This window comes from Prauserella salsuginis (assembly GCF_024648885.1).
Classification (GTDB): domain Bacteria; phylum Actinomycetota; class Actinomycetes; order Mycobacteriales; family Pseudonocardiaceae; genus Prauserella; species Prauserella salsuginis.
Genome location: NZ_JANBBF010000012.1, coordinates 159,171 through 178,726, shown reverse-complemented (window position 1 = coordinate 178,726; position 19,556 = coordinate 159,171). Strand labels below are relative to the sequence as shown.

Below are 19,556 nucleotides of genomic sequence, written 5' to 3'. Positions count from 1 at the left end.
CGCTGCACCGATGGCTGAGGTAACGATCCAGCCGACCGAAGCGGCCGCGAAGCACGAATCACCCGATTCCACAAGATCAAAACACGCTTCCGCGGGGCCGACAAGAAGCCCGGCACGGTTAGTAGTTCACGCGACTCCTACCCCGTAGTCGGGACAAGAGAGCAGGCACATGCAAGGTCACATACCCCGGCCCACCGGCTTGGCGGGCCGGGGCGGGTGCCGGATCGTTGTCGGTAACAAACCCATCCTCGACGAGGAACTCTGCTCCGAAAACGAACGACGATTCGCCAACCGCCAGAGACAACATTGCCGAGGCGATCTCCACCAGCCGCGGACACGGCAACTGCGACACTGTCAGAAACCTGTGGAACACCCCACCAAGACGACGAGAATACGGACACGTCCTATCCTATCCGCGGCCTAGGAGGCTGTCGGCGACGTGTTGTAGGTGGCGGCGCATGGCCTCGCCCGCGCCGTCGGGATCGCGGTCGCGGAGAGCTTCGACGATCTCGGTGTGTTGGCGGTGATAACAGCGGCGCACTTTGGGAGTAGAGGTGCGCCGCTTGAGGTTTCCCCACACGGGCAGCGAGCGGGCCGTGTTCATGACTTCGAACATCGACATGAGCAGCCCGTTGTGCGCTGCAGTGGCGATCGAGCGGTGCAGCACGGCGTCGAAGCGTTCGAAGCCCTCGAAATCATCGGCGGAGCCGCCGGCCTCGAGCGCTTCGTCGATGCGGGCGAGGTCGGCTTGAGTGGCCACTCGCGCGGCGAGCGTGGCCACCTGCGGTTCCAGGAGTTGCCGGACCTGCATGATTTCGGCCGGGCTGGTGTCGGCCGGCGCGCCGTCGGCATAGGGTGCGACGGCGTCGGTGAGGAACGTGCCGCGACCGACGTGACGGATAACTAGCCCGTCATCTTCCAGTCGTTCCAAGGCACGGCGTACGGCACTGCGCGGCGCGGACAGCCGTTCGACGAGGTCACGTTCGGTGGGCAGCTTGTCCCCCGGCGCGAGAGTGCCGGCCTTGGCACCTTCGCTCACCAGAGCCCTCAGCGACCGTTCCACTGATGTCACGCGCCCACTCTAGCATCCAACTCGAGACCAATAAAGACCAATGTTGTCGACTTTGGTTTCAAGTTTGCCAGGTATCGACAGTGCATGTCGCGCCGAGTATGGTCCCGACTATCGCTTATTGGTCTCAAATGGTCAGGATTGGTTCACATGAAACTGGTGACGTACTCCGCTGAGGCGGGCGATCGGGTCGGGGTCATCGATTCCGAAGCCGGCGTGGTCCGCGACGTCAGCGGGTTGCTGCCTGTGGGGTTCGGGGTGATCGGAGTGATCGAGCACTGGGCTGAACTCGGCGAGGTTCTGGCCGCCAACGCCACGACGCAGCCGGCAACACCCTTGCACGAAGTCACGTTGCGCGCACCGATTCCGCGTCCGCGGCGCAACGTGTTCTGTGTGGGCAAGAACTACAAAGCACACGTCGCCGAGTTCGGCCGCAGCGGGTACGACACGCCGAGTCGTTCTGAGGAACTGCCTCAGCGCCCGGTGGTGTTCTCGAAAGCCACCACGTCGGTGACTGGACCCTACGACGTCGTGGGGTCCCATCCCGACGTCACCGCGGAGCTGGACTACGAGGGTGAGCTGGCGGTGATCATCGGACGGGGCGGGCTCGGGATCAGCCGCGACGACGCCTTCGACCACGTGTGGGGCTACACGATCGTCAACGACGTCACGGCCCGGGACGTGCAGCGAGACCACAAGCAGTGGTTGCTCGGCAAATCGCTGGACACGCACTGCCCGATGGGACCGTACGCGGTCACCGCCGATGAGATCACTGACGTTGCCGCACTCGAGCTGGAGACGACCGTCAACGGCGAGACCCGCCAGTTGGCACTAGTCAAGGATCTCATCTTCGACATCCCCGACCTGATCTCGACCATCTCGGGCGGGATCACCCTCGAACCGGGCGACGTCATCGCCACCGGCACGCCCGCCGGCGTCGGAATCGGATTCGACCCGCCCCAGTTCCTCAACAGCGGCGACGTCGTCGAGGTGTCGATCAGCAACCTCGGAAAGCTCAGGAACCGAATCCAGTGAGGAAAGGAGCAGCACTCGTGAAGATCAATGGTGCCGAGCTCGCCGTCGAGGTCGACGGCGACGGCCCTGCTGTGCTGATGGTGCACGGCCTCGGCGGCACGTCGAACTTCTACCAAGCGCAGGCCGATACGTTGGCCGCAACCCACCGCGTCATCCGGGTGGACTCGGCAGGCGCCGGCCGATCGGCCACCCGTGCGGGAGTGAGCATCGCCTCGCATGCCGACGATCTCGCCGCCGTGCTCGGCGAACTCGGGGTGGACTCCGCCGCCGTCATCGGGCATTCGATGGGCACACTCGTGGTGCGCGAACTCGCCGCGCGTCACCCGGGCAAGGTCTCCTCGCTGGCATTACTGGGCGCGGTGGCCGAACCCGCCGAGACCGGGCGCCAAGCCCAGCGCGACCGCGCCGGACTGGTGCGCGCCCAAGGCACCGCAGCCGTAGCACCGGGCATAGTCGCCAACGCACTGTCCGAGGCCACCCGCAGGAACAAGCCCGAGGTCGCGGCATTCGTGCGCGAATTGGTCATGCGCCAAGACCCCGAAGGCTATGCACGCAACTGTGAAGCCCTGGCCGCCGCGACCGATCCCGGCCCGGTGCCCACGCGTCTGCCGTTGCTGCTGATCACTGGGTCCGAAGACAAGGTCGGTCCCGGCGCGGTCAGTGAGCAGCTCGCCGCCGGCCACGGCAACGCCGTCGTGGAAGTACTCCCGGACGTCGGTCACTGGACCGCCGTCGAAGCCGCAGGCGAGGTCACCGACCTACTGCGGAAGTTTCTCTGATCAACTCGAAAAGCTTTGGGGCGACGCCGCGATCCGGTAGCGGCCGCGCGGCACTCCAGCGGCGTCGTCCCCGCCCTCAAAGGTGAGGAGATATCCATGTCCATCAGCCGAAACAAGACCCTGTTCCGCGACGTATCCATCTTGGACTCCACTGGCGCCGAACCCTACCGCGGCGACGTCCTGGTAGATCACGACCGAATCGTCTCGGTCGGCACCACCTCCCCCGGCGCCGCAAAAGACGCCCGCGTGATAGAAGGCCGCGGCCGCACGCTCATGTCCGGCCTCTGCGACGCACACACCCACCTGACCTGGAACAACAGCGCCGATATGGACGGGCTGGGTACCCTGCCGGTCGAGGAACACCTCCTATTCACCGTGGAATCGGCCAAGACGTTCCTCGACTCCGGCTACACGATGGGAGTGGGCGCCGCCTCGGCGAAGATGCGTCTCGATGTCGTCGTACGCGACGCGATCGACGCCGGCCGCATTCCCGGCCCGCGATACCTGGCCAACGGCCCGGAAATCGCCGTTACCGGCGGGGCCCTGGTCAAGGGCATCACCGTGTTCGCCGACGGACCCGAAGGCATGCGCAAGGCCGTCCGGGAACTGATCGAGATCGGCGTTGACCAGATCAAGCTGTCCATGACCGGCGAAGAGATCACCGGCACCCAACGAGCCGAGGACACCTACTTCTCCGACGAAGAGGTCGCCGCCGCGGTCGCCGAAGCACACCGGCGAGGTAAGCGCGTCTGCGCACACGCCCGCAGCGCCGAAAGCGTGAAGATGTGCGTGCGCCACGGCGTCGACATCATCTACCACGCCAGCTTCACCGATCCCGAAGGCATGGACATGCTCGAGCAGGCCAAGGACTGGGTGTTCGTGGCCCCAGCGGTGAACTGGCTGATCGCCACCCTCTACGAGGCCGCCGACTTCGGCTACCCACCCGAGGCCGCCGAAGCCGCCGGCTACAAGCGCGAGCTGGAAATCGCTACCGAAGCGATGATCGAAATGCACAAGCGCGGCATCAAGGTCCTGCCCGGCGGAGACTACGGGTTCGCCTGGACACCCCACGGCACCTACGCCCGTGACCTGCAACACTTCGTCGAACGCTTCGGATTCACCCCGATGGAAGCGATCCTGGCCGCCACCGCACTCGGCGGCGAAATCATGCAACGCCCGGGCGAGCTCGGCAAGGTCCAGCCCGGATACCTCGCCGACCTCCTCCTCGTCGACGGCGACCCACTCGCCGACATCACCGTGCTACAAGACCACGACAAGCTCAACTACATCATGAAAGACGGCAGATTCCACAAGGAAACACCCGAGGCGAATTGACCAGTGCGCTTCATCGAGCCGCCACGTTCAGGCGGCTCGATGAAGCCGCTAGCTTGTTACCCCCTCACAGAACACGTGCACGGCGCCCGTACCCGATCAGCACTCAACCCAGCACGACGTCCTGCTCAACCGGAGGCACCAGTGACCCTGCTCGTCTGCCGCACCTGCCCGCGCTACGCGCCTCAGCACAGCGGCGAATTCGCCCAGTCCCTGACCGCCGCGCTCACTACCGCCCCAGCGGTTGACAAGATCGACGTGCGCAAGGTGCACTGCCTCGGTGGCTGCCCGAACCACGGTGTAGTGGCCATCGATGGCCCGGGCAAAGCCCGCATCCGCTTCGCCGGTCTCACCGCTCACGACGTCCAAGCCATTATCGAAGCCGCTCTCGGCCACGACGCCTGCCTCACCGGAGCACCCGAAGACTGGCATGTCCCCGAAAGCCTCGCCGACCGCATCAGCTCCATCACGCTCAAACGCGCACCCCGCCACGCACATAGCCCGAGTCGCTAAGGGTGCGCTGCAGCATGTTGACCTCCGCCCCGCCGCATCGCCGACCACCCAGACTCTCAACATTCGAGAGCTGCGCGCGTGCCGCGCTCTGCCCGACCAGCGTTGAGGTGTTCGGGGCTCGGCAGGACCGAAACGCAAATTCTCATCAAGAGACCGCCATACACCCGCTGAAACGGTGACCGCCCCAAGCCTCGTTATCTCCGCTGGGAAAAGGTGGTCATGAACAAAAGTTTGGACAGTCTTCCGAACCGCGACAGGGGTGGTGGTGGCGAGGAACATGTTTTCTGCGAACGTCGCCGAACAGGCGCAACGACAGCATCGATCTCAGTTCGACCACGTTGTCGCTTCGGTCGCGTAGTACATCGTCCTTCCACGGCCGCGATGGGTACAACGTCGTCAAACGCAGTCTCACCGTATCGACCCCAACGTGGAAACCGGTGATCACGCCGTCGACCACCAGTCATTCGACACACGCGTAGGCGCTCACACGCGAGATCGTCAGACACCTGGCCAAGGCACCGCCGGAACCCAGGCGTCCGCTGCAAGCTCGCCGACGATGTCCGATCGACCGCGTCCTGAAGACTGTCCACTAGCCTCGCCCCTGAGGCTCGGCGGCGCGAGAGTAGATCGATTCGGCCAACTCGGTTGCCCCGTCTCGCGAACTATTTCAACGGTAGCCGTTTGTCCGGCAATGTTGACACGCTCCATCCACAGAGTCTTGCCGATGGCGGTACGGGTGAGTGCGGGCCCGCTCGAAGCGGCCCGCAGCACGGCTCGCGTGCTTGACGAATTCGTCCTTCTGGTGAGCGACGCGACGGCACGCGCCCCGGATGCGCTAACCAACGATCACCGTCGGCTGGTGTTCGCCCCCCAGCTGAACGATCAGGTGCCAGCACGCTGGTGCGTGCGGAAGGTCGGGTTGGCGGCCTCCCCGTCCTCACGTGGACAGGAGAGGTGCCGGGACGCCTGTGCCTCGGCCCTCGCGGACGGGACTGGTGCTCCCGACCTACCGCGACACCGCGGCAATCGCTGCGCGAGATGAGAACCCGCTCGGGCTACTCGAGCATGCTGCGGGGGATTGGCACTACGGGTACGCATCGCGTCGCGCCGCAGGCGACGGCGCAACGAGCGAGGGCGACTTCCACGAGGCGTGCAACTTCGCCGCCGTGTTCGCCGCACCGGTCGTATTCTTCGTGCAGCACAACAAGTACGCGATCTCCTTACCGCTCGCACCGCAGTTCGCCGCGCCTCGCCCGCGGCCAAGGAAGTGGCCTACGGCATGCCCGACTTCCGCGCGGCGCCAACGACCTACCCGCGTGCCAACAGGTTCTCGGCGACGCCGTCGCCGGTGCTACGCCGGCGCGGGTCTGATGCTGGTCGACGCCGGCCGGATGCGCACGCCTCAACTCTCGCGTGGACACCGAGCGCGCCGACACCACCCATCTCGACGGTGTCAACCTCGGCATCGCCGCCCAGACCGGCCGCCGTCTCGTAGTCCTGGCGATCAAGGAAGCGCACCGCCTCAGCATGCGCGAGCTCTACACCACGATCCGCAATCACACCCACTGTCGACACCCGCACCCAGTCCCACTGCCGCGCCCGCAGCTTGACCAACCGCATAGCCCCCGGAAACGGCCAGGTCCGCTGCCCATGAGACAGGGCGCCTGAATCCTGGGGTTGACTGTTAACAGTCAACAGCTCTAGCGTGCTCGCCACCACAGCGCCCCACCCGAACAGGAGCAAGGGAGCACCATGAGTTCGCAGCGCACCGCCGTCATCACCGGAGCGAGCAGCGAGAACGGAATCGGCATCGCCACCGCGCGACGCTTCGCCCGCGACGGCTGGGCTGTCGCGGTCCTCGACCTGGCCGGGGACCGGGCGGAGGTGGTGGCGAAGTCCATCACATCCGAACACGGCGTACCGGCGTTCGGACACGCGGTGGACGTCGCTGATGAGACCGCGGTCGACGCAGCGCGGGACGCAGTGACCGCTGAAGTCACGGCCGGTCGGCTGCCCGAGATCGGTGCCGTCGTCAACATCGCGGGCATCACCTCGCCGGTCGACTTCCTCGACACGACCCTCGACCTGTGGCGCCGGGTGATGGACGTCAACGCGACCGGGACCTACCTGGTCACCAAGGCTTTCCTTCCCCGGATGGTCGACAGCGGCTGGGGGCGCATCGTCAACATGTCGTCGGTCTCTGCCCAGCGCGGCGGCGGCGTCTTCGGCAAGGTGCCCTACTCTGCGGCGAAGGCCGCCATCCTCGGTTTCACCAAGGCACTGGCCCGTGAGCTCGGACCGACCGGGGTCACCGTCAACGCGGTCACTCCCGGTGCGGTCGATACCGACATCCGGGTCGGTAGCACTGCCGAGCAGGAAGCGCAGATCGCCGGCTCCATTCCGGTCGGCCGCACCGCGACGACCGAGGAGGTCGCAGCGGCCATCACCTTCCTCTGTTCAGCGGATTCCTCATACCTGACCGGCGTCACCCTCGACGTCAACGGCGGAAGCCACCTGCACTGACGACCTCCACTGACCATCGGCCATCGTCGCCCGATCCCTCCGGAGACCCCCCGTGGACGCATTACTTCTGACACACCTGGCCATCACGGTGATCGGCATCGTGCTGATGATCGTGGCGCTGCGCATCAACCCCGTTATCTCGCTGGTCGTCGGCGCGCTCTACCTCGGCGTCGCTGGCGGCATGGGGTTCGCCGACTCCGTCACCGCTGTCACCGACGGATTCGGCAGCCTGATGGCAGAAGTCGGCCTCATCATCGGCTTCGGCGTGATGATCGGGACGACCCTCTCGGCCACCGGCACGCTGCAACGCGTGGTCGACAGATTCCTCGCTCTCGCGGGCCCGAAACGGTCACCGTACGTGCTGGGACTCACCTCCGGCATTGTCTTCCCGGCGATCTACTTCGACGTCGCGCTGGTGATCCTCGCTCCGATCGCCGGTGCGATCGCCAAGCGAACGGGCCGCAGCCTGGCCACACTCGCCGGATCCCTCGCGATCGGGCTCGAGGTGGGTCTGCTGATCGTCGTGCCAGGCGTCGCCGCCGTCACCATCGCCGGCCCGCTGGGCGTCCCGCTCGGCACGGTGCTGCTGTGGGGTGTGCCGCTCGGGATCGTCTTCATCCTCGGCAGCATCTTCCTGCACGACCGGCTGATGAGGCTGATCTTCAACCCGGACACCGACCGCGAACCCGACTTCGACGACTCGTTGTTCGCGGTGGCCGCGACCGACACCACTACGACGCATTCCGACGGTCCGGGCGCAGCCCGAAGCCCGGCGGTCAAGACGCGCCAGCAGCCGCTCCTCGTGGCGATGCTGCCGGTCATCGTCCCGATCGTGCTCATCGTGATCAACACCATCGGCGAGGTCACCGGCAACTCGATCCCGTTCCTCGCCTTCCTCGGCAGCCCCGTCGTCGCCCTGATCATCGGCTTGCTGATCGGCATCGTGCTCGCCCTCCCGGCCGTGGGGCGCGACGGCATCGACGACCTGATCACCAAGGGCGCCCAGACCTCCGGTTCGATCCTGCTCTTCACCGGCGTCGCCGGTTCGCTCGGTGAGGTGATCAACAAGGTCGGTATCAGCGACATGCTCGGCAGCGCTTTCACCGCCAACGCCTCCATCCCGGTCCTGCTCGCCTGGATCGTCGCCGCGGTGCTGCGGCTCGCCCAGGGCTCGGCGTCGGTGGCAGCTATCACCGCGGCCACGCTGCTCGCGCCGATCGTGGGCACGATCTCGACCCCGGCGATCCTCATCCTGCTCGCCGCAGGCACGGGAGCTGCGTTCGGCGGGCACGTCACCGACAACACCTTCTGGATCTTCAAGCAGATGCTCGGATTCACCGTCAAAGGCACGTTCAAGATCTACACCCTCGCCCAGTCCACGTTCGCCGTCGTCGGGCTCGGCGTCTGCCTGCTGCTGGGCCTCGTGCTCTGAGTTCCGGAGAGGAGGACAAGACGATGACCCTGCCAACTCCCCCGGCCATCACCTTCGTCGGTATCGGGGCTATCGGGCTGCCGATGGCAACCCAGCTGGCCCGCGCCGGTGCCGACGTCACCGCCGTCGACACAGACCCCGACCGGCTGCAGCACGCCGCCGGCGAGGGGATGCGCACGACGACCGACACCGCTTCAGTGGACGAGGCCGAGGCCGTGATGTGCATGGTCGCCACCGCCGAGCAGCTGCGGACGATCACGCTCGGTCCCGACGGCGTGCTCGCCCGCATGACCCCGGGCAGCACTCTCGTCGTGATGAGCACGGTGGGCCCCGACGCCGTGACAGAGCTGGTCGCCGGGGCTCCCGAAGGCGTGAGCGTCCTGGACGTTCCGGTCACCGGCGGCGTATCCCGTGCCCGCACCGGCGAGCTGCTGCTCTTCGGCTCAGGGCCACCCGAGGCCCTGGCCCGGCTGCGCCCGGCGCTGGACGCGCTCGGCCAGGTGATCCACTGCGGCGCCGAGGCCGGCCGTGGACAAGCCATGAAGGCGGTGAACCAGCTGCTCTGCTCAGTCCATCTGGTCGCTGCCGCCGAGGCGCTAGCTCTGGCCGAGGCCCTCGGACTCGACCCCGCGGAGGTTCTACCGGCCGTCGCCGGTGGCGCCGGCGGGTCCTGGATGCTCAGCGACCGTGGTCACCGGATGCTTCAAGGCCCGGACACCGAGGTGACCAGCGCAGTCAGCATCTTCGTCAAGGATTCCGGGCTGGTGGCCGACGTCGCGGCGACGGCGGGACTTGATACTCCGCTGCTCGAGGCGGCGGCCGCCAGGTTCCGTGCCGCCGCCGACGCCGGCCTGGCCGAGCAGGACGACTCACAGGTCATTCGCACCTATTGCGCACTCACGCCCACATCGTTCGCCCACAACGACCCCGCAACCGACCTCACTACTGGAGATACCAGATGAAGACAGAGGACAGCACCCGCGCGACCGGCGAGAGGATCCCTGCCGAGACCACCGTCACCGGGCAGAAGCGGCTCGAGCGCATCCGCGAGGCTGCGTTCAACATCCGCAGTAACGCCCTCATCCAGGCGGAGGTGCAGGGGCAGGGCTATATCGGGCAGGCGCTCGACATCGCCGACGTGCTCGCCGTGTTGTACGCCGACCAGCTGGCACTGCGTCCTGACGACCCGGAGTGGGAGGGCCGCGACCGCTGCCTGCTCTCCATCGGGCACTACGCGCTGGCGCTGTACGCCGCTCTGGCCGAGGCGAAGGTGCTTCCCGCAGAAGAGCTGGACACCTACGCGAGCGACGACTCGCGACTACCGATGTCGGCCATGGCCTCCTATACACCGGGGGTCGAGATCTCCGGTGGCTCGCTCGGCCACGGGCTGACGATCGCCAACGGGATCGCCATGGGCCTCAAGCGCAGGGACAACCCCGCATTCGTCTACAACATTCTCTCCGACGGCGAGCTCAACGAAGGATCGACGTGGGAGGCCGCCGCGGTCGCCGGGCACCACCAACTCGACAACCTGATCGCGATCGTGGACTTCAACGACCAGCAGGCGGACGGAAAAAGCAGCGGCGTACTCGGGATGGAACCGGTCGACCAGAAGTTCGAGACATTCGGATGGATCGCCCGCCGAGTCGACGGCCACGACCTGCCGGCCCTGCTCACCGCCCTGGAGGAGCTCCGGGCGGAGGAGGCCGGCAAGCCACGCTGCCTCGTCGTCGACACGAAGCTCGGCAAGGGCGTGGAGTTCCTCGAGAACAGGGAAAAACTGCACTTCATGCGGGTCGCCCCCGACGAATGGGCCAAGGCCCACCAGCAGCTCAAGGAGTCCTACGAAGCATGAGCATTCACACCAGCACCGCCACGACTGCCCCGAAGCGGCTCACCTCCGACGCGATGAGCGCGTCGCTGGCCCGCGAGGACCAACGCGTCACCGCCGCACCCCTCGGTCATGCCCTGGTCGAACTGGCCCAGGAGGACGACCGGATCATCGGACTATCCGCCGACCTGGCGAAATACACGGATCTGCACGTCTTCCGTGACGCGATGCCGGACCGCTTTTACCAGATCGGGATGGCAGAGCAAGCTCTGGTGGGCTCCGCCGCCGGCCTGGCACTGGAGGGGTTCGTCCCCTTCGTGTCGACGTACTCGGTCTTCGCCACCCGCCGGGCCTACGACTTCCTTTGCCTGGACATCGCCGAGGCCGGTCTCAACGTCAACATGGTGTGCGCACTACCGGGGCTGACGACCGGCTACGGACCCTCGCACCAAGCCACAGAAGACCTCGCGATCCTGCGCGGCATGCCCGACCTGACCATCGTCGACCCGTGCGACGCCGTGGACATCGAACAGGCAGTGCCGCAGCTGGCCGCACACGACGGCCCGACGTACACCCGCATCCTGCGGGGCAAGGTGCCACGGGTGCTCGACGAGTACGACTACTCCTTCGAGCTCGGCAAGGCCAAACTGGTCCGGGACGGTGCCGATGTACTCCTGGTGTCCACCGGACTGATGACCGAACGTGCGCTCGAGGCTGCCCGGGCCCTGGAGGCAGACCGGATCGACGTGGCCGTCCTGCACGTCCCGACACTCAAACCACTCGACGAGGACACGATCCTGCGCGAGCTGGGCAAGGACCGGCTGGTGATGACGTGCGAGAACCACACGGTCATCGGCGGCCTGTTCGACGCCGTCGCACACACGCTGGTACGTAACGGGAGCGGCCGGCAGGTCACCCCCGTCGGCCTGCCCGACGAGTTCCTCGATGCCGGCGCGCTGCCAACGCTCTCGGACCGGTACGGCGTCAGCACGGGCAAGCTCGTCGAGCGGATCCGCGCCATGCACGGCGCCGCACACCGATAGGTCAACAGTCGACAGGCCGGGTAAGCTGGGCCCGGCCGACGACAACGAAGGAAACGATGAACAGCACCTCCGGAGCTCTCGCCGGGCTCGAACGCACCAGCCTCCGTCAACGCGCGCTACTCGCGCTGCGACGGGCGATCAGCACCGGCGAGCTCGCGCCCGGCACCCACCTTGTCGAGACCGACCTCTCGGAGAAGCTCGGCATCAGCCGCGGCACACTGCGAGAGGCGATGCGCCAGCTGCAACAGGAGGGCATCATCTCGACCAACGCCAGGGGCGGCCTCGCGGTTCGGACCCTCGACACCGAGGAGATCGTCCACCTGTTCGCAGTCCGAGCGGCCCTCGAGTCACTGGCCGCCGAGTCCCTCGCCGCTCGCCCCGACCGGGACTCCGCCGTGACCGTGCTACGCGAGGCCGTGCAAGCGATGGTCGATAACCAGGACGCCGAGGTCGGCGAACGCATCGAAGTCGACCTGACCTTCCACCGCGAGCTGTGCCGGCTCTCCGGCAACTCCGTCCTGCTGCGTTCCTGGGAGGGACTCGAGGGGGCCATCCGGATGTCTGTCATGTGGGCCGGCCGCGACCGCGCCGTCGCCAACATGGCTGTCGGCCCGCACGTCGAGATCGTCGACATCATCGCGAGCGGCGAGGCCCACAAGGCCCACGAATTCGTGCGCAGCCACATGGACGAGGCCGCAGCCAACCTGGTGAGTTGATTCCGCGGCCCTCTCCGGGCGTCGTCGCCGGGGAACGGCGACCCCGGAGGCGGCGCCTACGAACGCATGGTCGTTGCCGCAGCCAGGGCAGCTGCGCGGCAGGACAGCCGACCCCGACAGCTGGACCACGAGGTTCACACCAGCACCGCACCCACAGCCGGTTCCTCGAACCCGAGCTTGTCACTACGCGCTGGGACTGGCATCCGGGTTGTAACCGAGACGGCGGGAGATGGCGTCCGCAGTACTCGCCACGGTAGGACCGACCCTGTCGAGGACGTTCTCCATACGGTCGCGGAGCCCGGCCACCGAAATGGCCGCGACGGGTGCACCCGTGTGGTCGAGTATCGGCGCGCCGCAGCACGTGCTGGCGTCGTCGAATTCACCCCGTTCGACCGTCCACCCGCGGTTTCGTGATGTCTCGAGCTCACGGTCGAGCTCGGTACGGCTGGTGATGGTGCGTTCGGTGTAGCGCGTGAGCTTCGGTGCCCGCACGAGCGCCCGACGTTCCGCCGCCGTCATGGCGCTGAGGTACGCCTTGCCGATGGCGGTGCAGTGGAGTGGACGGCGAGCGCCGAGCTCGGCGTTCACCGTGACCGACTGCGGTCCGCGTTCCCGGTAAACGAACACCATCTCATCTCCCGAGAGCACGCCCAGACCCACGGTCTCGCGAGTCTGCTGGGCGAGCAACCGCAGCAGCTCCGGCGCCACATGCACCACGTCGGTGGTCTGCACCGCGGCCATGGCCAGTCGCGCGGCCGCCGGCCCGAGCTTGACCCGGCCGGCGTCACTGTCGACCACATAGTCGGCTTCGCGCAGGCGATCGACGATCCGGTACGCCGCGCTTCGGCTCATGCCGACCACGGTCGCGAGCTCCGACACCGGTGACTCCCCCGCCGTCGACAGGTAGGTCAGGATCGTCAAGCCGCGATCGAGCGACCCCTTGGGCAGTTCACTGTCGGTCACTGCTGTCCTCTCACACTGTCCTGCTGACCGGGACAGTGTGCCATTGAAGACAGGGGCCAGTCAGCCGGAACGGCCTAACGACGAGCCCCTCCGCTGTTCCCTGCGACCGCGGGCCGCAGGGAACAGCAACATGCTCACACTCGCGGTTCCGTCACCGTCACCCGGTCACTGGTCCACGCTCGCGCCTGCTCCGACAGCGAGAACCCGAGGCCAGGACGGTCGGGCACCGTCATGTGACCGTCGCGAAGTTCGAGGCGTTCGTTGAACAGGGGCTCCAGCCATTCGAAGTGTTCGAGCCAGGTGATGCCGGGGTACGCGGCGGCCAGATGGAGATGGATCTCCATGGCGAAGTGAGGGGCCAGCGAGAGCTTCCGGTGGTCCGCCAACGCCATGATGCGAAGGAACGGGGTGATACCGCCGACCCGCGGCGCGTCGGGCTGAACGAAATCCGAGGCGTCCTGCCGAATGAGGTTCCAGTGTTCATCGATGCTCGTGAGCATCTCCCCGGTCGCGATGGGCGTGTCCAACGTTGCGGCGAGTCTCGCGTGACCTTCGGCGTCGTAACAGTCGACCGGTTCCTCGATCCAGGTGAGATCGAAGCGCTCAAGGGCACGTCCGACCCGAAGAGCGGTAGCCCGATCCCATTGCTGGTTGGCGTCCACCATCAGCGGGAACGTGTCACCGAGATGGTGTCGCACCGCTTCGACGCGGCGCAGGTCTTCCTTCACGTCGGGTTGGCCGACTTTGATCTTGATGCCGCCGATACCGCGGGCCACCGAAGTCGTGACGTTCTCGAGCACTTGCTCGAGTGGCATCGACAGATATCCACCGGATGTGTTGTAGCAGCGCACCGCATCGCGATGGGCCCCGAGCAGCTTCGCCAGCGGGAGGCCGGCGCGCTTGGCCTTCAGGTCCCACAGCGCGATGTCGAAGGCCGCGATCGCCTGTGTCGTCAGGCCCGTGCGCCCCATCGAGGCGCCGGCCCACACCAGTTTGTCCCATATCTTGCCGATGTCGCTGGGGTCTTCCCCGATGAGTTCATCCGCGATCTCCTTGGCGTGGGCATACATTCCTGGCCCACCCGCACGTTTCGAATACCCGAAGCCGATCCCCGAGTAGCCCGCTTCGGTGGTGATCTCGGCGAACAGGAACGCGATCTCGGTCAAGGGCTTCTGCCGCCCGGTCAGCACCTTCGCATCGCTGATGGGCGAATGCAGCGGAAGCCGCACCAGCGACAGCTCGACCCGCGAGATCGCGTCCGTGGTGTTCTTTCGTCGTGAGTAGTCGTGGCTCTGGGCCATGGTCATGGTCATCCTTTCGGTGTCACTGCCGGAGTGTCGCGGTCAGCCGACGCCGGCATCGAAGCATCCGGGCCGACCTCCGGCTTGTCCCGTACGAACGCACATGCGGCGGCCGCGAGCAGGGATACGCCGGCGAGCGCCATGAGCGCGAGCTCGGTACTTCCGGTGTGCTGTTCCACCAGTCCGAAGCCGTACGGCGCCACGAATCCACCCAGGTTGGCGATGGAGTTGATGATGGCGATGGCGAACCCCACCGTCACCGGATGCAGCGTGCGCTGAACGATCGGCCAGAAGATCGGGCTGATCGACTTGAATCCCATGGCCGCGACGCAGAGAAACACCAGTGCGAGCCACGGTGAGACCACTGCTGCCCCGAAGGAGCCGACCGCCGCGGTCAGCAGGGCGCCGACCAGCAGCACCCTCCGTTTCCCGGTGCGATCGCCGATCCTCGCCAGTGTGAACATCGACGCGATGGCGCACACCCATGGCAGCGAGGACAACAAGCCGACTTCGAGATCGGACAGACCACCGATTCCCCGCACGATCGCGGGCAACCAGAACGTGTTCGCATAGATCGACATCTGTACGCAGAAGTAGATGAACACGAGGAGGAGGACTTTACGGTCCCACAAGACGTGGTACCAGCGAGGCTTCCCGCCGCCCGTGTGCGCCGCGGCGACGGCTTCCTCCTCGGCCTCGATCGTCGACGTCAGCGCCGACTTCTCGTCGTCGCTGAGCCACCGAGCGTCCGCGATCTTGCTGTCCAGCCAGAATATCGCGAAGACACCGACAGCCACCGACAGCAGTCCTTCGATGAGGAACAACCACTGCCATCCATGCAGGCTCATCGCGCCGTCCAGCCCAAGCAACGGAGCGGACAACGGTCCGGACAGCGAGAAGGCCAGAAGCGCACCGACCGCGTACCGGGCGTTGGCCCTGCCGCGGAACGAGTTCGGGAGCCATTTGGTCAGGTAGTACAGCACGGCGGGCACGAAACCCGCCTCGGCGACGCCGAGCAGGAACCGCAGTACGTAAAAGCTGGTCGGGCCCTGCACGAACATCGTCGCTGCGGAGATGACACCCCAGCTGATGCAGATACGGGACAACCAGATCTTCGGCCCGAATCGCTCCATGAGCATATTACTGGGTAGCTCAAACACCGTGTAGGCGATGAAGAACAGGCCAGCGCCGAGTCCGTATGCGGCGGCACCAATCCCGAGATCGGCCTCGAGGTAGTGCTGTGCATAACCGATGTTCGATCTGTTGAGTTGGTTGCACAGCATCATCACCGCGAACAGCGGCACGATGCGACGCATTATTTTGGAGGTCGCGCTCTCCAGGGGCACTTTCGGCGTGACATCGGTGGTGTCGGACATGACACTCGCTTCCGTCGGCGGTGACAAAGAGAGTGAAGCTGGTGAAGTTCAGGAGACCTACTGGCTCGCGTGCGGACGGACCACCGGGCATTCGAGGTGGTACCCGCGACCTGCATAGTCGAAGTCCTCGAGCCGGAGCTCAGGGCGGGAACGGTCGACCGGTGAGGCGTAATAGGCGCGGATCTCGGTGATCAGCCCGGAATCGGGGTCGAACACATACCACTCGTCACCGCGCAGGATTGTCGCCTCGGCGGTTTTGTAGTGGGTCCATTCGATGACGGCCTCGTGGCTCTCCGGAATCGTCACAAGTCGGTCGATCGTCCACGCGGACCCCTTGGTCGCGACGAAATGTGCCCAGTTCTCACCGATGGTGGTGTTGCCGCGCCACGCACCGCCGTACATCCCGGGTGGGAAGTAGTGCACGGCGTCCGGAGTGAAACACGCGGCCATCTTCTCGACATCGGCCTCGTTACAGCCATCGAAGTACGTTCGAATCGTGGCTTCCATGTGCTCGGCGAGCTGTTCTCGGTTCATGTGGCTAATCCTCAATGGTTGTTGTGCGGTCGATCATCGGAGCGGCTTGCGCACCAGGACGCGTAATCGTCCAGCGTGGCCTGTTCCGGCGGGTACAGCCCCCACAGCGATTCGCCGTTCTGAACCCGGCTGTGCAGATAGCTTTCGAGGAACTCCTGATCACGAGCGGGTTCGGCGATGTCGTCCGCGAGCGCGCGCGGGACGACCACCACGCCGTCGCGGTCACCGACGAGAACGTCACCGGGATAGACAGCGACTCCGGCACAACCGATCGGCGATTGCAGGTCGGCTACGTGGAAGGCCGCCGGCCGGGTCGTGGACGTGATGCCCTGCGAGTAGACGGGGAAACCGAGTTCGGCCAGCGCATGCCCGTCGCGCACGGCTCCGTCGGTGACGAACCCGGTCGCGCCACGTTTGGACGCCCTGGTGAGCAGCATGTCTCCGCCCGAGGCCGCGCTGATGTCACCGCGGCTGTCGACGACGATGACCTGCCCCTCCTCGACGCTCTCGACCGCCTCCCATTGCAGGACGTTTCCGGTGCGGTACGGATCGTCGAGCGGTTCGACGTCTTCCCGGGACGGAATGAACCGCATCGTGAAAGCCTCACCGACGAAGCCGTCAAAAGCGGGGCCGATGGGACGGACACCTACCAGAAAAGGTTGTCTGATCCCGTGCTTGTACAGGTGCGTGGCCAGAGTGGCCGTACTCGCCTCGGCAAGGAACTGCCGCACCTTCGGATCCAACGGACGGCGGCCGGGGGCTGCTCCTGCAGCATCCATGGTCTGCTCCTCTCTAGATTGCACGAACCGGGTTCCGGAGCCGTCCGATGCCGGCGACTTGGGTCTCGACGACGTCTCCTTGCCGCAAGCCACGGCGCGGCACGGCGAAATCTCCGCAGCCGGCCGGAGTTCCGGTGAGAATCACGTCGCCCGGCTCCAGCGTGAAGTGGGCGCTGCAATAGGCGACCAACTCGGCCACGGTGAAAACCATGTCCGCAGTCGTCCCGTTCTGCCACTGCTGACCGTTGACCCACGTCTGTAACCGCACCGCCTGCGGGTCCGGAATCACGTCGGCGTTCACCACCACGGGGCCCAGCGGGCAGTAAGTGTCCATTCCCTTGCCACGTAGCCATTGACCGTCCTCGGCCTGGACGTCGCGAGCGGAGACGTCGTTGGCCCCGGTATAGCCGAAGACATGCTTCAATGCCTCCGACGCGGAAACGTTCTTCGTGGTCCGCCCGATGACCACGGCCAGTTCGACCTCCCAGTCCAGCCGAGCGGTCAGCGAGTCGTCGAGCACGATGGCGTCTCCGTCACCGATCACGCTCGAGGACAGTTTCGGAAACAGGTACGGTGCGCTCGGTTGCTCCCAGCCCATCTGCGCGACGGTGTCGAGAAAATTCAGTCCGACGCCGATGATCGTGCCGGGACGGTAGGGCGCGGTGAACACCGGATCGTCGACCGGTTTCCCCACAGTCTCTGCATGTCCTCCCGCGACCACCGATTCGACGGTGACCCCCTCGGCTGCGGAACGCCAAAAGCCGTCGCCGGTATCGATCACACACCTGCCGTCGACCAGCCGCCCGATACGCATGCCCGTCACTCCTTGTCCGGAAGCGCCACGAAGCCGTCGATCCGCCGAGGTACGACGGAGGGACCATCGCGCAACTCGGCAGGCAGGACGTCTTGGGGAGCGTTCTGCCAGGTGACGGGCCGGAGGAACCGGCGGATGGCGGTAGTCCCGACCGATGTGTGCAGGCTGTTCGTCGCCGGCCACGGACCACCGTGGTTCTGGGCGTCGCTCACCGCGACTCCGGTCGGGAACCCGCCGAACAGCAGCCTTCCCGCCTTGCGTCCCAACCGCTCACCGAGCCGGCGGAGCTGCCCGGTGTCGTCGCCGTGCACGGTGGCCGTCAGCGACGCCGGCAAGGTCTCCAGCACGGCATCGAGTTCGGCCTCATCGACGAACCGTGCGATCACGGCGCAGGGTCCGAAGCACTCCTCGGTCAACATCGGGTTCAGGTCTCGCGCAGTGGTCTCGAGCACGAACGGCGAGACCGCGGGTGCAGCGGCGGCGCCATCGTGGAGCACGCGCGTGTCCGGTAGCGCCCGCCACGCCGCGGTCGTGTCCGTATAGGACTGCCAAATCCGCCCGTTGAGCAGGATGCGGTCGTTCGATCCGGCTGCGATGCGCGATGTCGCCGCAGCGACGAACCGGTCCCCGTCCGAGCCTTCCGGGACAAGTGCCAGACCGGGCTTGGTGCACAACTGCCCCGCCGACCCCGTCACCGAGTCCGCGAAGCCGGTACCGATCTCCTCGGCACGCTCTCGGAGCGCCGACGGGGTCACGATCACCGGGTTGAGGCTGGCCAGTTCACCGTAGAACGGAATGGGATCGGGCCGCGCGTGGATCAGATCCAGAAGGGCGCGGCCACCTCCCACCGAGCCGGTGAATCCGACGGCGCGCACCGACTCGTGCCGCACCAACAGCGCGCCCGCCGGTTGGCCGTAGACCACGGCGACGACCTCGTCGGGCAGACCTGCGGCGCTGGCACCCGCACGCAGGGCCGCCGCACAACGCGCCGACGTCGCCGGATGCGAGCCGTGAGCCTTCACCACGACGGAACAGCCCGCAGCAAGCGCCGATGCCGTGTCCCCGCCCGGAACCGAGAACGCCAGGGGGAAGTTGCTGGCGCCGAACACGCCGACGACGCCAAGGGGAACCAGCATCCGCCGAAGGTCCGGCCTCGGACCCATGGACGTGTCGCCTGCCGAGTCGAGCACGGCTTCGAGGTAACCGCCCTCCTCGACTGTCTCGGCGAACAGACGCAGCTGGTAGCAGGTGCGCGTCAACTCGGCGTTGAGCCGGTCCGGGCCGAGCGCTGTTTCCCTGTCGGCGATGGTCACGATGCCCGCCCGGTCGGCTTCGAGGGCCCCCGCCATCTCCCGTAGCATCGCCGCGCGTCCGGCCCGGCCCGCATCCTCGAGTGCATACTGCGCTCGCACCGCCGCGCGCACGATCTGGTCCAGCTCCTCCCGGGTTGTCTCGTGCGTCACCTCCTCGACGGCGCTTCCGGTCCGAGGATCCACGCTGTGGATCGATGTCATCG

General features: G+C 66.4%; 19 protein-coding genes and 1 pseudogene. 12 read left to right on the top strand and 8 right to left on the bottom strand.

Annotated elements, in window-relative coordinates; genetic code table 11:
- Nucleotides 1-409 precede the first annotated feature (409 nt).
- The gene (locus LY40_RS18675; protein WP_258937634.1) at nucleotides 410-1,072 is read right to left on the bottom strand and encodes a FadR/GntR family transcriptional regulator; all 663 of its coding nucleotides are present in this window, start codon (nucleotides 1,070-1,072) and stop codon (nucleotides 410-412) included.
- Nucleotides 1,073-1,219: 147 nt separating this feature from the next.
- On the opposite strand from LY40_RS18675, the gene LY40_RS18670 reads away from it, so the two are divergent.
- The 12 genes and pseudogenes from LY40_RS18670 (at nucleotide 1,220) to LY40_RS18620 (ending at nucleotide 12,273) form a co-directional block, all read left to right on the top strand.
- Nucleotides 1,220-2,104, top strand: a complete 885-nt coding sequence (locus LY40_RS18670; protein ID WP_258937633.1) for a fumarylacetoacetate hydrolase family protein — start codon at nucleotides 1,220-1,222, stop codon at nucleotides 2,102-2,104.
- Nucleotides 2,105-2,121: 17 nt separating this feature from the next.
- On the top strand, nucleotides 2,122-2,883 hold the full coding sequence (locus LY40_RS18665; protein ID WP_258937632.1) for an alpha/beta fold hydrolase: 762 nt from the start codon (nucleotides 2,122-2,124) through the stop codon (nucleotides 2,881-2,883).
- 96 nt (nucleotides 2,884-2,979) lie between these two features.
- On the top strand, nucleotides 2,980-4,218 hold the full coding sequence (locus LY40_RS18660; protein WP_258937631.1) for a metal-dependent hydrolase family protein: 1,239 nt from the start codon (nucleotides 2,980-2,982) through the stop codon (nucleotides 4,216-4,218).
- A gap of 141 nt (nucleotides 4,219-4,359) precedes the next feature.
- Nucleotides 4,360-4,728 carry a DUF1636 family protein gene (locus tag LY40_RS18655; protein ID WP_258937630.1) on the top strand — a complete coding sequence of 123 codons (369 nt, stop codon included), beginning with the start codon at nucleotides 4,360-4,362 and terminating at the stop codon, nucleotides 4,726-4,728.
- A gap of 941 nt (nucleotides 4,729-5,669) precedes the next feature.
- A pseudogene (locus tag LY40_RS26570) lies at nucleotides 5,670-5,960 on the top strand (thiamine pyrophosphate-dependent enzyme); the annotation flags it as partial.
- Nucleotides 5,961-6,141: 181 nt separating this feature from the next.
- A complete protein-coding gene (locus tag LY40_RS18650) occupies nucleotides 6,142-6,396 on the top strand; it encodes a hypothetical protein (RefSeq protein WP_258937629.1) in 255 nt (84 codons plus the stop codon).
- Nucleotides 6,397-6,480: 84 nt separating this feature from the next.
- Nucleotides 6,481-7,251: an SDR family NAD(P)-dependent oxidoreductase gene (locus LY40_RS18645; protein WP_258937628.1), complete on the top strand. Its 771-nt coding sequence runs from the start codon at nucleotides 6,481-6,483 to the stop codon at nucleotides 7,249-7,251.
- A gap of 52 nt (nucleotides 7,252-7,303) precedes the next feature.
- Entirely contained in the window at nucleotides 7,304-8,683 is a 1,380-nt protein-coding gene (locus LY40_RS18640; RefSeq protein ID WP_258937627.1) for a GntP family permease, read from the top strand.
- A gap of 23 nt (nucleotides 8,684-8,706) precedes the next feature.
- The gene (locus LY40_RS18635) at nucleotides 8,707-9,645 is read left to right on the top strand and encodes an NAD(P)-dependent oxidoreductase (RefSeq protein ID WP_258937626.1); all 939 of its coding nucleotides are present in this window, start codon (nucleotides 8,707-8,709) and stop codon (nucleotides 9,643-9,645) included.
- Entirely contained in the window at nucleotides 9,642-10,538 is an 897-nt protein-coding gene (locus tag LY40_RS18630; protein ID WP_258937625.1) for a transketolase, read from the top strand. The genes LY40_RS18635 and LY40_RS18630 overlap by 4 nt, the downstream gene beginning before the upstream one ends.
- Entirely contained in the window at nucleotides 10,535-11,557 is a 1,023-nt protein-coding gene (locus LY40_RS18625) for a transketolase family protein (protein WP_258937624.1), read from the top strand. The genes LY40_RS18630 and LY40_RS18625 overlap by 4 nt, the downstream gene beginning before the upstream one ends.
- Before the next feature lie 56 nt (nucleotides 11,558-11,613).
- The gene (locus LY40_RS18620) at nucleotides 11,614-12,273 is read left to right on the top strand and encodes a GntR family transcriptional regulator (RefSeq protein ID WP_258937623.1); all 660 of its coding nucleotides are present in this window, start codon (nucleotides 11,614-11,616) and stop codon (nucleotides 12,271-12,273) included.
- A gap of 183 nt (nucleotides 12,274-12,456) precedes the next feature.
- Here the strand turns inward: LY40_RS18620 and LY40_RS18615 are convergent, their stop codons facing one another.
- The 7 genes from LY40_RS18615 to LY40_RS18585 all read right to left on the bottom strand — a co-directional run bounded on the left by LY40_RS18615 (nucleotide 12,457) and on the right by LY40_RS18585 (nucleotide 19,554).
- The gene (locus LY40_RS18615; RefSeq protein ID WP_258937622.1) at nucleotides 12,457-13,236 is read right to left on the bottom strand and encodes an IclR family transcriptional regulator; all 780 of its coding nucleotides are present in this window, start codon (nucleotides 13,234-13,236) and stop codon (nucleotides 12,457-12,459) included.
- Nucleotides 13,237-13,370: 134 nt separating this feature from the next.
- Entirely contained in the window at nucleotides 13,371-14,543 is a 1,173-nt protein-coding gene (locus tag LY40_RS18610) for an L-talarate/galactarate dehydratase (RefSeq protein WP_307876971.1), read from the bottom strand.
- A gap of 2 nt (nucleotides 14,544-14,545) precedes the next feature.
- The gene (locus LY40_RS18605; protein ID WP_258937621.1) at nucleotides 14,546-15,913 is read right to left on the bottom strand and encodes an MFS transporter; all 1,368 of its coding nucleotides are present in this window, start codon (nucleotides 15,911-15,913) and stop codon (nucleotides 14,546-14,548) included.
- A gap of 57 nt (nucleotides 15,914-15,970) precedes the next feature.
- Complete coding sequence (locus LY40_RS18600; protein WP_258937620.1) at nucleotides 15,971-16,447, bottom strand: nuclear transport factor 2 family protein; 477 nt, start codon at nucleotides 16,445-16,447, stop codon at nucleotides 15,971-15,973.
- An 11-nt stretch (nucleotides 16,448-16,458) separates the two neighbouring features.
- Nucleotides 16,459-17,226: an RraA family protein gene (locus tag LY40_RS18595; protein ID WP_258937619.1), complete on the bottom strand. Its 768-nt coding sequence runs from the start codon at nucleotides 17,224-17,226 to the stop codon at nucleotides 16,459-16,461.
- A 13-nt stretch (nucleotides 17,227-17,239) separates the two neighbouring features.
- Nucleotides 17,240-18,040 (bottom strand): fumarylacetoacetate hydrolase family protein, encoded by an 801-nt coding sequence (locus LY40_RS18590; protein ID WP_258937618.1) that lies wholly within the window; start codon nucleotides 18,038-18,040, stop codon nucleotides 17,240-17,242.
- A 5-nt stretch (nucleotides 18,041-18,045) separates the two neighbouring features.
- Nucleotides 18,046-19,554 carry an aldehyde dehydrogenase (NADP(+)) gene (locus LY40_RS18585; RefSeq protein ID WP_258937617.1) on the bottom strand — a complete coding sequence of 503 codons (1,509 nt, stop codon included), beginning with the start codon at nucleotides 19,552-19,554 and terminating at the stop codon, nucleotides 18,046-18,048.
- Nucleotides 19,555-19,556: the final 2 nt, after the last annotated feature.

Bases quoted from the DNA above. Each gene is read 5' to 3' on its own strand.
- LY40_RS18645 (WP_258937628.1), top strand. From the start codon at position 6,481: ATGAGTTCGCAGCGCACCGCCGTCATCACCGGAGCGAGCAGCGAGAAC.
- LY40_RS18635 (WP_258937626.1), top strand. From the start codon at position 8,707: ATGACCCTGCCAACTCCCCCGGCCATCACCTTCGTCGGTATCGGGGCT.
- LY40_RS18630 (WP_258937625.1), top strand. From the start codon at position 9,642: ATGAAGACAGAGGACAGCACCCGCGCGACCGGCGAGAGGATCCCTGCC.
- LY40_RS18620 (WP_258937623.1), top strand. From the start codon at position 11,614: ATGAACAGCACCTCCGGAGCTCTCGCCGGGCTCGAACGCACCAGCCTC.
- LY40_RS18610 (WP_307876971.1), bottom strand. From the start codon at position 14,543: ATGACCATGGCCCAGAGCCACGACTACTCACGACGAAAGAACACCACG.
- LY40_RS18600 (WP_258937620.1), bottom strand. From the start codon at position 16,447: ATGAACCGAGAACAGCTCGCCGAGCACATGGAAGCCACGATTCGAACG.
- LY40_RS18605 (WP_258937621.1), bottom strand. From the start codon at position 15,913: ATGTCCGACACCACCGATGTCACGCCGAAAGTGCCCCTGGAGAGCGCG.
- LY40_RS18595 (WP_258937619.1), bottom strand. From the start codon at position 17,226: ATGGATGCTGCAGGAGCAGCCCCCGGCCGCCGTCCGTTGGATCCGAAG.
- LY40_RS18660 (WP_258937631.1), top strand. From the start codon at position 2,980: ATGTCCATCAGCCGAAACAAGACCCTGTTCCGCGACGTATCCATCTTG.
- LY40_RS18590 (WP_258937618.1), bottom strand. From the start codon at position 18,040: ATGCGTATCGGGCGGCTGGTCGACGGCAGGTGTGTGATCGATACCGGC.
- LY40_RS18625 (WP_258937624.1), top strand. From the start codon at position 10,535: ATGAGCATTCACACCAGCACCGCCACGACTGCCCCGAAGCGGCTCACC.
- LY40_RS18585 (WP_258937617.1), bottom strand. From the start codon at position 19,554: ATGACATCGATCCACAGCGTGGATCCTCGGACCGGAAGCGCCGTCGAG.
- LY40_RS18670 (WP_258937633.1), top strand. From the start codon at position 1,220: ATGAAACTGGTGACGTACTCCGCTGAGGCGGGCGATCGGGTCGGGGTC.